Origin of the sequence: Desulfurella sp., assembly GCF_049977265.1 — a bacterium.
GTDB lineage: Bacteria > Campylobacterota_A > Desulfurellia > Desulfurellales > Desulfurellaceae > Desulfurella.
Window position 1 is genome coordinate 1 of sequence record NZ_JBMFGQ010000006.1, and the last position, 13,403, is coordinate 13,403.

General features: G+C 33.0%; 15 protein-coding genes. 14 read left to right on the plus strand and 1 reads right to left on the minus strand.

Features of this window, described 5'->3' with window-relative positions; translation table 11 throughout:
* Both ACP5FO_RS02155 and ACP5FO_RS02160 read left to right on the plus strand, forming a co-directional pair.
* The coding region (locus ACP5FO_RS02155) for a CBS domain-containing protein (RefSeq protein ID WP_428156953.1) at positions 1-399 on the plus strand (399 nt) is incomplete at its 5' end.
* Positions 396-1,370, plus strand: a complete 975-nt coding sequence (locus ACP5FO_RS02160) for a 4Fe-4S binding protein (RefSeq protein ID WP_428110802.1) — start codon at positions 396-398, stop codon at positions 1,368-1,370. The genes ACP5FO_RS02155 and ACP5FO_RS02160, both read left to right, overlap by 4 nt.
* On the opposite strand, the gene ACP5FO_RS02165 is transcribed toward ACP5FO_RS02160, so the two are convergent.
* The gene (locus ACP5FO_RS02165) at positions 1,362-3,395 is read right to left on the minus strand and encodes a hypothetical protein (protein ID WP_428156954.1); all 2,034 of its coding nucleotides are present in this window, start codon (positions 3,393-3,395) and stop codon (positions 1,362-1,364) included. The two genes, ACP5FO_RS02160 and ACP5FO_RS02165, sit on opposite strands and share 9 nt — an antisense overlap.
* Before the next feature lie 58 nt (positions 3,396-3,453).
* On the opposite strand from ACP5FO_RS02165, the gene ACP5FO_RS02170 reads away from it, so the two are divergent.
* Genes ACP5FO_RS02170 through ACP5FO_RS02225 form a run of 12 tightly spaced genes read left to right on the plus strand, consistent with a single transcriptional unit; the run spans position 3,454 to position 13,393 of the window.
* Positions 3,454-4,509: a geranylgeranyl reductase family protein gene (locus ACP5FO_RS02170; protein ID WP_428110804.1), complete on the plus strand. Its 1,056-nt coding sequence runs from the start codon at positions 3,454-3,456 to the stop codon at positions 4,507-4,509.
* 60 nt (positions 4,510-4,569) lie between these two features.
* Positions 4,570-5,004 carry a hypothetical protein gene (locus tag ACP5FO_RS02175; RefSeq protein ID WP_428156955.1) on the plus strand — a complete coding sequence of 145 codons (435 nt, stop codon included), beginning with the start codon at positions 4,570-4,572 and terminating at the stop codon, positions 5,002-5,004.
* A 3-nt stretch (positions 5,005-5,007) separates the two neighbouring features.
* On the plus strand, positions 5,008-5,556 hold the full coding sequence (locus ACP5FO_RS02180) for a hypothetical protein (protein WP_428156956.1): 549 nt from the start codon (positions 5,008-5,010) through the stop codon (positions 5,554-5,556).
* Entirely contained in the window at positions 5,546-6,100 is a 555-nt protein-coding gene (atpH, locus tag ACP5FO_RS02185) for an ATP synthase F1 subunit delta (protein ID WP_428156957.1), read from the plus strand. Before ACP5FO_RS02180 ends, atpH begins: the two co-directional genes overlap by 11 nt.
* Positions 6,097-7,605, plus strand: a complete 1,509-nt coding sequence (gene atpA, locus ACP5FO_RS02190; RefSeq protein ID WP_428156958.1) for a F0F1 ATP synthase subunit alpha — start codon at positions 6,097-6,099, stop codon at positions 7,603-7,605. The genes atpH and atpA overlap by 4 nt, the downstream gene beginning before the upstream one ends.
* A gap of 9 nt (positions 7,606-7,614) precedes the next feature.
* Positions 7,615-8,484 carry an ATP synthase F1 subunit gamma gene (atpG, locus tag ACP5FO_RS02195; protein ID WP_428156959.1) on the plus strand — a complete coding sequence of 290 codons (870 nt, stop codon included), beginning with the start codon at positions 7,615-7,617 and terminating at the stop codon, positions 8,482-8,484.
* Between the two features lie 19 nt (positions 8,485-8,503).
* Entirely contained in the window at positions 8,504-9,910 is a 1,407-nt protein-coding gene (gene atpD / locus ACP5FO_RS02200) for a F0F1 ATP synthase subunit beta (RefSeq protein ID WP_428156960.1), read from the plus strand.
* 2 nt (positions 9,911-9,912) lie between these two features.
* The gene (atpC, locus tag ACP5FO_RS02205; RefSeq protein WP_428156961.1) at positions 9,913-10,323 is read left to right on the plus strand and encodes an ATP synthase F1 subunit epsilon; all 411 of its coding nucleotides are present in this window, start codon (positions 9,913-9,915) and stop codon (positions 10,321-10,323) included.
* Positions 10,323-10,892, plus strand: a complete 570-nt coding sequence (locus ACP5FO_RS02210; protein ID WP_428109645.1) for a MotA/TolQ/ExbB proton channel family protein — start codon at positions 10,323-10,325, stop codon at positions 10,890-10,892. Before atpC ends, ACP5FO_RS02210 begins: the two co-directional genes overlap by 1 nt.
* Positions 10,889-11,287, plus strand: a complete 399-nt coding sequence (locus tag ACP5FO_RS02215) for an ExbD/TolR family protein (protein ID WP_428156962.1) — start codon at positions 10,889-10,891, stop codon at positions 11,285-11,287. The genes ACP5FO_RS02210 and ACP5FO_RS02215 overlap by 4 nt, the downstream gene beginning before the upstream one ends.
* Positions 11,288-12,139, plus strand: coding sequence for a TonB family protein (locus tag ACP5FO_RS02220; protein WP_428109659.1), 852 nt, complete (start codon positions 11,288-11,290; stop codon positions 12,137-12,139). It begins immediately after the preceding gene.
* 15 nt (positions 12,140-12,154) lie between these two features.
* Entirely contained in the window at positions 12,155-13,393 is a 1,239-nt protein-coding gene (locus ACP5FO_RS02225; protein WP_428109666.1) for a hypothetical protein, read from the plus strand.
* Positions 13,394-13,403 lie beyond the last annotated feature (10 nt).

The window sequence follows — 13,403 nt, forward strand, 5'->3', positions numbered from 1 at the left end:
AATATTCCTTTTTTAGAAAGATTAAAAATATCAGATATTGGAATATACAAAAAGATTTTTGTAAAACCAACAGATAGTATAGAAACAGCCAAAAATTTAATGATTAAAAATTTCTTTTTTTCTTTACCTGTTGTGGAAAATGATAAATTTTTAGGTACAGTGTATTTGTATGATATTATAAGTGAAAATAATGAATCTATAGATAAATTTGTAAAAATTGGAACAGCATCGGCTACAATTTCTACGACACTTGAAGATGCATGGAAACTTATGAGTGCAAATAAAACCACATGGCTACCTGTTGTTGAAGATTCTATGTTTCTTGGCATTGTTAGTTTTGCTGATATATCTGATATTTACAGCAAAAAGCTTAAGGAATTAAATTTGGATAACAAATGAACGATTTTGTTTTTACTGGTAAAATAAGCATTAATGCGTTGTGCTCTCACAATACTTACTCAAAAAGTACATGTAATGAATGCATAAAAGCATGTCCATTTGAAGCATTAGCCATTGATTTTGATAATAATATTGTGATTGGTGACTGTATTGGATGTGGCGTGTGTTATAGTGCCTGCGAAAACGATGCTATAGAATTAAACCGAAATTTGGATATCGATATTATAAAGAATGTTACAGAGCCTTCATTTGGCTGTATTTTTGCTAAAGGTGATAACAAAATATCATGTATTTCAAGGTTAGGTGAAAATTTGATTGTGTATTTTGTATTGAAATTTGGATATATTAATATTTTTAAAGGAAATTGCGAAAAGTGCAAATTTAAAATGTCACTTGAGGTTTTTGAAAAAAATTTAAAAAAAACACAGGAAATTTTAAAAGCACTTGATATAAGTTTTGATGCAGTAAAAATTGAGCAGTCCAGTCTGGATAAACCTTTTGAGCCAAATTTTGGTATTTCCAGAAGAGATGTTTTTAAAATTAAAGAAAGAGTACCTAAAAGAGACTTTTTGATTGAGCTTATTAAAGAAAATATAAAACAAAGTGCAGAATATATTGGCACAATAAGGCTTTCAATAAATGAGATTTGTGATTTTTGTTCAATTTGTGAGTCAGTTTGTCCAAAAGGTGCAATTATTATAGAAAAACGCGAAACTGCTGCTATTTACTTTAACCCATCGCTGTGCAGTGCTTGTAAAAATTGCATTGATGCATGTCCAAAAAATGCTATTACTGCAAAAAAAGCTTTTGTAGAAGATTTAATACCAAAAGCATTAAAGCTTTTTGAAAAACCTAAAAAAATTTGTTCTTGTGGCAATGTTTACTATACTGATGAAGAAATTTGCCCAGAGTGCGAGATAAAAAATAAAAAAAGACAGGAATTGCTAAGCTACATAAAGGATTTATTTTGATAATTGTTTGGGTTCTTTGTTTACTTTATATAAAACCATCGTAGGAAAATTATCAAAGACTAACTCAAAATACTCTGGATCATAGTTTCTTAAAATATACATTTGGTTAAACATTGAGTAAAATGGTTGTCTTTGCAGAATGTAAACATTTATTTTTGAGTTTTTAAGATAAACTACATCAATATACAAACTGCCACTATCAAGACTTTTAATAGTTAGTTTTTTGTCTTTATAAATGGCAAGCGTATTTATATTAAGTTTTAAAGATGGGGTTTTTAAGTACATTTTTTTTATATTTATTTCATTTAGTCCACAGAAAACTGTATCTTCTGATTTTTTTTTGCAATCTCCAAGTTGACCAATAGGCTCAAAAATACCTTTTTTCTTTTTAAAGTCCCATGTGCCAAAATAGTTTATCCAACCAAATTTGCCAATTTCATCACCAGTAAATGCAAAGTATGTAGGCCTTTTAAGTGGCGCGTTAAACTTTCCTTCAAATATTTTGTCTCTAATTTCCTGAGGTGTGTTTTTTTCTTTTAGTAATTTTTCTATGCCTGTATTGCCAATATTTGATATAGCACTTATTGTATTGTACGCAATTTCTGGGTTTGAATCAGAATAACTTGTAGCTATAAAGTAAGTTTTTGGGTATATCTGTGATTGCCCATCGTGAAAAGTGGCTCTATTTGCAAGAAATTCTATAGCAGTACCGTAATCCCACCATGTCCAGATTACAGACGACTTTGGCGTAATTTTATTCAAATTAACGAAATCTGCATAAAGCTGTGGAGTAATTTTAGGTTCTGCAATTACTATGTTTGGTGCAAGAGGAATTATTGTCAATACAATAGCCATAATACTTGCAACAACATTTTTTACATTATTGATTTTTTTTATATTCAATTTTACTAACATATCAAACAAATAACCAAACCCTAATCCTAAAAAAGGCGCAAGATACATAGCAAATCTTTCAGCACCTTTAAAAGACATCAAACCTATAAAAAATAATGGTAAAAAAACCATGAATTTTCTAAAATTCATTATTAAAAACAGTGCCAAACCAACAAGTGATGCCAAAAAAACTATAAAATTTCCACTTGTTAGCTGTGATAGATAATGTAAATTAACGCGTGCGGCTTCTGCGATAGATACAAATACATTTGGAAAAACGCCCATTGTAGGTTTAAAGAAATCAATCAAATAAACATTAATTAAAAAAATAGCATTGTGTATACCCATATATAGTATGATTGGGTTTGTGCTTATTAGAAAAAGAATAATTTCTTTCCAGCGTTTTTTATAAACATTTGGGTCAAATATATGAAAAAACTTATCAGTTTTTTGAGTAAAACCGAACGAGAGTATATACACAATGGCAAACGCTAATATTATACCTTCGTGCATATACCACCAGTAATAAAGTTGCGCAAAAATACCAGCTATAATTGCATAAAGGTAGCTTTTTTTAGGTTGCCTAAACTGGCTTAAATACAAAAAATATCCAATTGCCAGTGGAAAAAATAAATTCATACAATCTGGCCTTAGTCTTGCAATTAATGTTCGTGCTATATAAATTAAAGACAAAACACCTGTAATAGAAGAGCTGAAAGCTGCCAAAGGATAGCCCAAATCCATTAGATAAAAAACAAGCGGTATAACAAAAAGTACTGCAAGTATAGGTACCATATAAACAGACAAATTTTGAATTGAAACATGTAGTAATTTTGAAAGTTCAGCACTTAAAAAGCTTATCATAAAAATTACAGGCGGAAATGTAGCTATTTTATCTGGATAGAATCTTAGAGGATCTTGCTTTAACGGTTTATATAAGCCTTCATTAAAAGCTTTTGCATAGTAAGAATAGTAGAATGCATCGTATTCAGTATATAATGCATTCCCTTTGTAGTAGTATTTGGAAGGGTTCTGGTTCCAAACATACAAACTATAGAACCTGTATGCAAGACCAAGTGAAATGGCTATACATATTATTAAAAGCGAAATTAAAACTTTTTTTCTACTCAACTTAAACTTCCTAAAAAAACTTATTGCATTTTATATGATAATTGTATAAAAATCAATTATGTTTTATGATTGCGTGGTAGTTGGGGCAGGACCAGCTGGGTCGACTGCTGCTAAAATTTTATCCAGTTTTGGCTACAGGGTTCTGATAATTGATTCAAAGATTTTCCCGCGAGAAAAATTATGTGGTGGATGCGTATCGGCAAAAATAATTGATTATATACCCCAGATAAATAGTTTGGCAAAAGCCAGTACAAATAAAGCCATCTTAAGCTACAAAAAAACCGCTTGTTTGGAAATAGAATCGAAAGAGCCCTTTGCGTACTTTGTTGAAAGAAAGACTTTTGATAAATATTTGCTTGATAGTGCACTTGAAAAAGGTTGCTTTTTTAGAAACGAAAGATTATTATCTTTGAACTATAATGATTCTAGCATTGAAATTTATACTGACACTAATAAATATAAAGCAAAATACTTAATTGGGGCAGATGGAGCAAATTCAATAGTTAGAAAAATTTTACACATAAAGCCAAAATTTTTAGTAAAAACCCTACAGGTAGAAACAATTTATCACAATGATTCTAATGTCAATATTGACATAGGTTTTAAAGGATTAAATTATTACTGGAATTTTCCTCAAAATGGTGTTTGGGGTATTGCTTCAATAAAAAAAAATATTAATAAACTTTTTTTTAAGTACTATGGAAACGACATGCTTATCAATCCAAAAGGCTATTTTATTCCAATAGCTTTTTCCAAAAAAAATTTAGGTAAAAAAAATATACTGCTTGTTGGCGATGCTGCATGTTTGGCAGACCCTTTTAGTCTAGAAGGTATATACAATGCAATTTTTAGTGCACATCTGGCTGCTGCTTCTATTTTAAGTTATCCTAAAAACCCTTATCAGGCTTATAGCGCTTTAGCTGATAAAATTTTAGAAGAAAATAAATATAGCTACTTTATATCAAAAATTGTTTTAAATTTTCCATATTTCTCTTTTTTTCAATTGTCAAAGGGTAATGAAAATGCTTTAGCTGATTATTTGACTGGTAAAAAAAGCTCCAGAGAATTATTCTGGTTACTTTTAAAAAGCTTTTATAAAAAAACGATTAAATAACAATTGACTTTTTTTTTTAAATTTGGTAACCTATCGCAGATTTTCGGTAGGGAGGTGCGCGTGATAAGCGTTAATTTGGTTTGGCAGTTTATACTGGCTCAAATGTTTGGTTTTATCATTTTGTTGTTCATCTTAAACGCTCTTTTGTATAAGCCTGTGCTTGAAATTATACGAAAAAGACAGGATTTTGTCTCAAATCTTTTATCTGAGGCCCAAAAACTAAAAGAAAAAGAAAAGTTAAAACTTGAACAATACAATCAAGAAAAATTAAATGCCGAAGAAGAAGGCAAAAAGATTTTCAACGCTATGTTTAATGAAGCAAAAAAGATAAAAGAAGAAAAGCTTGCTCAAATTAATGAGCTTTTTAGAAAAGAGCAATCTGAGTTTTCCAACCAGGTGGAACAAGATATCCAAAAAGAAGCTTTGAATATTGAAATGATCACTAACCAAATATCAGGCCTTTTATTAAAAAATATTGTAAAGAGTGAGGGCTGATTTATGAAGTTTATTTATTCTTTGTTGATTTTAATTTTTGCCCCCACTTTAGCCTTTGCAAGTAGCTCTGAAGCTAGCGCACACATGCTTTGGCGTGTGGTGGACTTTGTAATTTTTGCTTCTCTAATAGTTTATTTTGTAAAAAAACCCATTGTAAATTATTTTAAAAATCGAAAAAAGCAGGTCTTTCAAGAGGTAGAAGATGCCAAGGCGGCAAATCAAGAAGCCAGGAATACGCTAGATGAAGTTCAAAAAAAACTATCTGCGCTCTCAAGCGAAATAGACAATATTATAAAGATTTACAGACAAATGGGTGAGAAGGAAAAAGAAGATTATGCTAACGCAGCAAAAGATTTAGAAGAAATCTTTAAAAAACGCCTTGAGCAAGAAAAAGCTATGATTCTAAATAAGGCCTACAAAAACTTTATTAACCAGATTATATCCAGAGCAATTTTAAAAGCAAAAGAACAGTTTTCATCTTTGAACGAGTCAGATTTAAGAAGCATCAACCAAAGGTACTTTGAGTCTTTAGGGGTTAAGTATGATAAATAAAGTTATTTCCTTGAGATACGCAAGGGCATTAGAAAAGGTTTGCAAAGATGAGTCTATAAGTATGGATTTAGCTTATGAGACCCTAAGTAATGTTTGTTTGATTCTAAAAGAAAACGAAAAATTATTCGAGCTTTTAAAGGTTTCCATCTACCCTTTAGAAAACAAACTAGACATACTAAGGAATATTTGTGATGGGGTGATTTATAACTTGCTTTCGTTTATGGCATTAAATGGCCGCATAGAATTTGTTTTTGATGTTCTTGATAGTTTTAGTGAAATTATGATGCAAAATCAAAACAAAGCCAAAGCCAGAGTAATTAGTGCACTTGAGCTTATAGAAAGCGAAAAGAGTACGTTATCTAATATCTTTTCCAGAATTGCGCTCAAGACATTAGAGTTTGAGTATATTATCGATAAAAACCTAATAGGCGGCATTGTAGTAGAAATTGAAGGCAAAGTCTATGATGGAAGCATAAAAACCTATCTTACAAATATAAGCAATAGACTAAATAATTTGAATATTTCTCAAGGAGGAAATGGATGAATATCAAACCTAGTGAAATTAGTGAAATAATCGCTAAAGAAATAGAACAAGCCAAAGATTTTGTTGAAGTTAGCGAAGTTGGTAAAGTATTAAGCGTTGGTGACGGTATCGCGCGTATATATGGTTTAAAAAATGTCATGGCCAACGAGCTTATAGAGTTCCAGAATGGCGTCGTTGGAATGGCACTAAATTTAGAAGAAGATAATGTAGGTGCTGTTATATTAGGTGAAGATACGGGAATCAAAGAAGGTGACTCGGTTAAGCGAACAGGTAAGATTACACAGGTACCAGTTGGCGAGGCGCTTGTAGGTAGGGTGGTAGATGCCTTAGGAAACCCTATAGACGGTATGGGGCCAATTAATACACAAAGCTATAGACGTATAGAAATTAAAGCCCCAGGTATCGTAAAAAGACAGCCTGTTAAAGAACCATTGCAAACAGGCATCAAAGCAATAGATACAATGATACCAATCGGTAGAGGTCAAAGGGAGCTTATAATAGGCGACAGGCAGGTAGGAAAAACCCAGATAGCCCTTGATACCATCGTTAACCAAAAAGGTGAAAATGTTCATTGCATATACGTAGCTATTGGACAGAAGCGCTCTACTATAGCTAGAATCAAAAAGCAATTAGAAGATTTAGGCGCTATGGAGTACACCACAATTGTGGCGGCAACTGCATCAGACCCAGCTCCACTTCAGTACCTGGCCCCATATGCGGGTGTTACAATGGGTGAGTATTTCAGGGATAATGGCCAACATGCATTGCTAATCTATGATGACTTAAGCAAGCATGCTCAGGCTTACAGGCAAATGTCTTTACTTCTTAGAAGACCACCGGGCAGGGAAGCATACCCAGGCGATGTATTTTACCTTCACTCAAGGCTGCTTGAGAGAGCTGCAAAATTATCAGATGAATTGGGCGGAGGCTCACTAACGGCGCTTCCAATAATTGAAACGCAGGCAGGCGATATTTCAGCTTACATTCCAACAAATGTTATATCTATTACAGACGGTCAGATATTCCTTGAAGCAGATTTATTTTACGCAGGTATTAGACCTGCTGTTAACGTAGGATTGTCTGTATCAAGGGTAGGTGGCTCAGCCCAGGTTAAAGCTATGAAACAGGTGGCTGGCATGCTTAGGTTATCTCTTGCACAATACAGAGAATTGGCTGCGTTTGCTCAATTTGGTAGCGACCTTGATAAAGTTACGCTCCAACAGCTTAACAGGGGATCAAAACTTGCCGAGGTACTAAAGCAGCCACCATTCGCCCCGCTGCCTGTGTATAAGCAGATCCTTATTGTGTATGCAGGAAATAATGGTTATCTGGATGATATGCCAAACAAAGCTTTAAAAAAATATGAAGAAGAAGTGTACAAATTTATGGAAACCAAATACCCAAACATATTTCAGGAAATAAAAGAAAAAAAAGTTATTGGCGACGAATTGAAGTCCAAAATAGATAAAGCCTTAGAAGAATTTAAAGCTATATTTAAGGCTTGAGGTTAGATTATGCCAAGTTCAAGGGATATAAAAAGAAAAATAAGCAGCATAGGTAAAACACAGCAAATAACCAAAGCTATGAAAATGGTGGCGGCCGCAAAACTCAGGAAAGTTCAGCAAACCGCTTTGCAGTTTAGGCCATACATGGAAAAATTCGAAGAAGTCATAAAATACCTCTCAGAATACACACCGCCGCAGGATAATAAATTTCTTTTCTTAAGAGATGTAAAAACTGCAGAAATTGTTGTGGTGGCATCAGATAAGGGTCTATGTGGTGGTTTTAACCACAACATTACAAAAGAAACCGAAGCTTTAGTAAAAAGTTTATCGAGCAAAAATATATCAGTGTCTATAACAGTAATAGGCAAAAAGATACACGATTACTTTCATTTTAAAGGCATTGAAATAAAACACTTCTATACTGGTATATTAAAAAATGAGGCAAAATTCAACGATGCAAAAAAAATAATGAGCATAGCCATTGAAGATTTTATAGATGAAAAGACAGATGAAGTCTATATTATATACAACAAATTTGTGAATATGCTTATTCAAAAACCAACAGTCAAAAAAGTTTTACCCATTAGCTTTGAAGAGGAAGACGGTTCAAAGCAAAAGTATGAGAAATTTACATTTGAGCCCTCAAAAGAAGCTGTTTTAGAAAAATTATTGTTAAAATACGTCCATATGTCGCTTTACGATAGTTTCCTGGAGTCACTGGCTGGTGAGTATGCAGCTAGAATGCTTGCTATGGAAGCAGCTACCAAGAATGCACAGGATATGATAAAAAAACTAACGCTTTTCTACAATAAAGCGCGCCAAGCGGCTATTACAAAAGAATTGATAGAAATTACAACAAGCATTGAGGCAATGAAATAAAAAAAAAGGAGTTAAAGGTATGAATAAAGGCAAAATTATTCAGGTTTTAGGTGCAGTAGTGGATGTTGAATTCAAAGAAGGGCAGGTACCTTCAATCTATAATGCATTAGTTGTAAAAAAAGAATACATCGAAAATGCTGCCTCTGATCTTATATTAGAAGTTGCTCAAGACTTAGGTGAAAACAGAGTTAGAACAATAGCTATGGATTCTACAGATGGTCTTGTTAGAGGAACAGAGGTTATTGATACAGAAAACTATATAGCAGCTCCGGTGGGCAAAGAAGTGCTTGGTAGAATCATTAATGTTGTTGGTGAGCCAGTAGATGAGCTTGGAGCCGTAGATGCAAAAGAGAAATGGCCTATCCATAGGGATTCACCACCGCTTGAAGAGCAGGCTACAACCAGCGAGATGTTTGAAACGGGTATCAAAGTCATAGATTTGTTATGCCCATACGCAAAAGGCGGCAAGACTGGTTTGTTCGGCGGAGCTGGCGTTGGCAAAACAGTTCTTATTATGGAGCTTATTAACAATGTTGCTATGCAGCATGGCGGTTATTCGGTGTTTTGCGGTGTTGGTGAGAGAACAAGGGAAGGAAACGATCTGTGGAATGAAATGAAAGAATCAGGTGTTTTAAAAAATGCCGCATTAGTTTATGGCCAGATGAACGAACCACCTGGCGCAAGAGCGCGTGTAGGTTTAACGGGACTTACAATAGCAGAGTATTTTAGAGATATAAGCAAACTTGATATACTTCTTTTTATAGACAACATATTCAGGTTTACACAAGCAGGTAGTGAAGTTTCTGCACTTTTGGGCAGAATACCTTCTGCCGTTGGTTATCAGCCGACACTTGGTACAGATATGGGCGAGCTTCAAGAACGCATTACTTCTACGAAAAATGGATCTATTACTTCTGTGCAAGCCGTATATGTGCCAGCAGATGACTTGACAGACCCAGCTCCTGCTACAACATTTTCTCACCTTGACGCTACAACAGTTCTTTCAAGGCGTCTTACCGAGCTTGGCATATATCCTGCAGTTGACCCGTTGGATTCTACATCCAGGATTCTTGACCCGTATGTTCTTGGTGAAGAGCATTATGCAGTAGCAAGAAACGTTCAGGAAATACTTCAAAGATACAAAGAATTACAGGATATTATAGCCATTCTTGGTATGGAAGAGTTATCAGAAGAGGATAAGCTTATAGTTACAAGGGCTAGAAAAATTCAAAGATTTTTATCTCAACCTTTCTTTGTTGCCGAACAATTTACTGGCATGAAAGGCAAGTATGTCAAGATACAAGATACAATAAGGAGTTTTAAAGGTATTATAGACGGTTTGTACGATGAACTTCCAGAACAAGCGTTCTATCTTGTGGGCACTATTGAAGATGCTATGGAAAAAGCAAAAACTTTAAAGGGGTAATTATGGATAAAATACACTGCACAATAGTAACACCCGAAAAAATCATAGCAAACAAAGAAATAGATCAAGTTATAGCCCCAGGCGCAAGCGGTGAGTTTGGCATTTTGCCAAACCATATGCCTTTTATTAGCATGCTAGACATTGGTACCATCAGACTTATATACGAAAACGTGCAGGACAAGTATGTGATAGGAGGTGGTTATTTAGAGTTTGACGATAACACAGCAAATATTCTTTGTGATGAAGTATTTACAAAAGACAATATCACCAAAGAAGAAGCTTTAAAAACAATAACAGAGTTAGAATCAAAACTAAAAGAAGAAAAACCTAACACAAAAGAGTATGACGAAATTTATAAGGATTTAACTAAGTACAAAGATATATTAGATGTATTATTTGAAGGAGAAAAATAATGTCTTCAAGCATTGGCTTTGAGCATATCGGTGCTATTGCGATTATTGTTTTGGGTGTATTGCTATTGATGTCAATAATATCTTGGACTATAATGATCTACAAATGGATTCAGCTTTCATCATTAAAAACTAGAAACAATGTTTTTTTAGAAAGATTTATTGATGGTGAAAGCGAGAGCACATTAAACAGCTTTGCCCGCATAAATGAGTCTTTAAATGCTAAAGTATTTATGTTAAGCAAGCAGTCTTTGTCTGTTTCAAAAGCCTACCTGACAAAAGAGGTTGCTCATTTAGAAAGAGGCTTTAGTATTTTAGCATCTGTAGGTTCAACCGCACCTTTTATTGGATTGTTTGGTACAATTTGGGGAATCATAAATGCTTTTAGAAGCATTGGTTTATCGGATTCTACCAGTATAAGTGTTGTTGCACCAGGCATATCTGAAGCACTAATAACAACTGCAGCAGGAATATTTGTAGCAGTAATCGCTGTAATTGGGTATAACTTGCTTTATTCTTTATATACGTCTATTATCAGAGAAGCTGAAAATTTTCTTGAGGCAATAAAATGAAGTTTAATGGTTCTAAGGGTATTTTTTCTGATATTAATATAACACCATTAGTTGATGTAATGTTAGTATTGCTTGTAATTTTTATGGTTACAACGCCAATGTTGGTCAAAGGTATAAAAGTTAATTTGCCAAAGACACATTCAGGCACCACCAACATTACAAAAAAAGACTTGATTGTCAGCATAGACGAACAAGGCAGAATATTCCTTAATAAACAGCAGGTAAGCTTGAATGACTTAAGAAAAGCATTCGAGGAAAATCATGGCAATGAAGTTGTGATAGAAGCAGATAGAGCTATTGAATATGGCACAGTAGTGCACATTATTGATATAGCTAAACAAAGCGGTATAGAAAAAGTAGGTCTTGCAACTACGAATAAATCAAATAAAACATAAATGAAATTAGTAAGTTTTCTAATGTCATTGATCATACATTTAGTAATTATAGGATTATTATTTTTACTATTTAGAAATATTCAAACGCACACAATGCCAACTTATACTGTTAGCCTATTAACGCCAGGGCAAGGTATGGCTGGCCATCAAAATACCATTGAGCCATTGACTACTCATCCTAAGGAAATACCTTCACCTCAAACAACTCTCCCGCCAAGAATTAATCATGAAGTTAAAAAAGTACAACAAGAAGTACCTCAAAAAAAGGAAATTGCAAAGCCAGAACCAAAAAAAATAGAACAAAAACCGTCTATAGAACCAAAAAAAATTGAAAAAACTATTGAGAAAACAAAAACTAGTAGTCAAGAAGAAGTTCAAAAAAATATCAAAAACAAAATTCAACAACTCAAAGCAAAGTCATTACAAGAAAAGATTACACAATTGAAAGAAGCTATGCTTGAAAATAAAATTAGAGAAATAGCTCAACAATTAAAAGAAAATTCACAAACTCAATCTGGCATAGGCAACATTAGGGCTCAAGGTAGCGGAGTTGGCAATCAAGATAAGCTATTTTCTGATTATTTATCGGTTGTCCAGGGTATAATACATTCTAATTGGTTTGTAGATCAAAACTTATTACCTAATAACAAGCTTGTAACGCGTGTTAAAATTACTATTTCTTCAAATGGAAAAATTATTGGTACAAGTATTGTAAAATCAAGTGGGAATCTTTATTTTGATAGAACTGTAATTAACGCAATAAACAGCTCAACACTTCCACCAGTTCCACAGCGTTATTTAAATACTCATAACACTCTTGACTTAATTTTAAATTTCTTTATAAGAGAATAAAGGAGGATTTGTAAAATGAAAAAAATTATACTTATAATTTCAATTTTAATGTTCGGGTTTGGTATTTCATATGCACAAAATTATGAGCTTAATATTACAAACCCAAATTTTCAAAAAATTATAATAAATGTATACAATTTAGAATCTTCTAATCCTGCTTTAGCTTTAGAGGTAAAAAAAGTAATAATACGTGATTTGAATATGAGTGGATTTTATCAAGCAAATGATATTAATTCAACGCTAAATAATCCAGCAGATGTTAGTGGATGTAATTATGCAATTTATGGTAACGTGGAAGGAAATTCTGATAATGTAAGCTTATTAGCTAAAGTTTATAATGTCACCAACCAAAAATTAGTGATTAATGCTAAAATAACTTCTAATAACTACGCATGGGCTTCACATAAATTAGTGGATAATTTTATGTTATACGATACAGGCATATATGGACCGTTTGAGAGCAAAATTATATTTTCAGCTGGCAACAATAAAGTAAAAAATTTGTACATCGCAGATTTTGATGGTGAGAATATTCATCAAATTACGCACTACAATACTAATTTGTTGCTTCCAATGTGGGTGAATAATAATGAAATAAGTTTTACTGGTTACATTAATAAACATCCTGGTGTATATTTATTAAATTTATCAAATGGACATTTAAAAAATCTGTATTCCGCTTCAGATTTTAGTGAAAATGCAACTTATTACAAGGATGGGTTATTTGCAGTATCAATTAATAAAAATTCTAATATTAATATTTATTTGGTGAATAAGTCTGGACAAATAGATAAACAATTGACAAATAATAACGGCATTACAATATCACCTTATTTTGCTCCAGATTTATCAAAAATGATTTATGTTTCAAATTCTGAAGGTTCACCTCAAATATACTCTTTAGATTTAGGCTTGGGTGTTTCAACAAGACTAACCTATAATTGTGCAAATTCACAAACACCTGCTGTATCACCTGATGGCACGAAAATTGCTTACATTTGTGCAGGTTCAAATTTTGCTTTAAATATTATCGGTGTAAATGGTGGCAATAATGAAAATATAATTAGCTCTTATTATCTTGATTCACCTAGTTGGTCATATGATAACAGATATGTGGCAGTGTACGGTAGTATTGATTCTAAAGAAGGAATATATATAATTAATACAATAAATGGTAATTTTTCACTTGCAATTGGGGCTAATAAGTTGTATCCTAGCTTTGGTGGTTTAGATATCAGTAAAAAATTAAATTAAGGAGGTATTT

What these genes read in the sequence shown, in the direction of transcription:
- ACP5FO_RS02225 (WP_428109666.1), top strand. Translation starts at nt 12,155, where the DNA reads ATGAAAAAAATTATACTTATAATTTCAATTTTAATGTTCGGGTTTGGT.
- ACP5FO_RS02180 (WP_428156956.1), top strand. Translation starts at nt 5,008, where the DNA reads ATGAAGTTTATTTATTCTTTGTTGATTTTAATTTTTGCCCCCACTTTA.
- atpA (WP_428156958.1), top strand. Translation starts at nt 6,097, where the DNA reads ATGAATATCAAACCTAGTGAAATTAGTGAAATAATCGCTAAAGAAATA.
- ACP5FO_RS02210 (WP_428109645.1), top strand. Translation starts at nt 10,323, where the DNA reads ATGTCTTCAAGCATTGGCTTTGAGCATATCGGTGCTATTGCGATTATT.
- ACP5FO_RS02215 (WP_428156962.1), top strand. Translation starts at nt 10,889, where the DNA reads ATGAAGTTTAATGGTTCTAAGGGTATTTTTTCTGATATTAATATAACA.
- atpG (WP_428156959.1), top strand. Translation starts at nt 7,615, where the DNA reads ATGCCAAGTTCAAGGGATATAAAAAGAAAAATAAGCAGCATAGGTAAA.
- atpC (WP_428156961.1), top strand. Translation starts at nt 9,913, where the DNA reads ATGGATAAAATACACTGCACAATAGTAACACCCGAAAAAATCATAGCA.
- atpD (WP_428156960.1), top strand. Translation starts at nt 8,504, where the DNA reads ATGAATAAAGGCAAAATTATTCAGGTTTTAGGTGCAGTAGTGGATGTT.
- ACP5FO_RS02170 (WP_428110804.1), top strand. Translation starts at nt 3,454, where the DNA reads ATGTTTTATGATTGCGTGGTAGTTGGGGCAGGACCAGCTGGGTCGACT.
- atpH (WP_428156957.1), top strand. Translation starts at nt 5,546, where the DNA reads ATGATAAATAAAGTTATTTCCTTGAGATACGCAAGGGCATTAGAAAAG.
- ACP5FO_RS02160 (WP_428110802.1), top strand. Translation starts at nt 396, where the DNA reads ATGAACGATTTTGTTTTTACTGGTAAAATAAGCATTAATGCGTTGTGC.
- ACP5FO_RS02220 (WP_428109659.1), top strand. Translation starts at nt 11,288, where the DNA reads ATGAAATTAGTAAGTTTTCTAATGTCATTGATCATACATTTAGTAATT.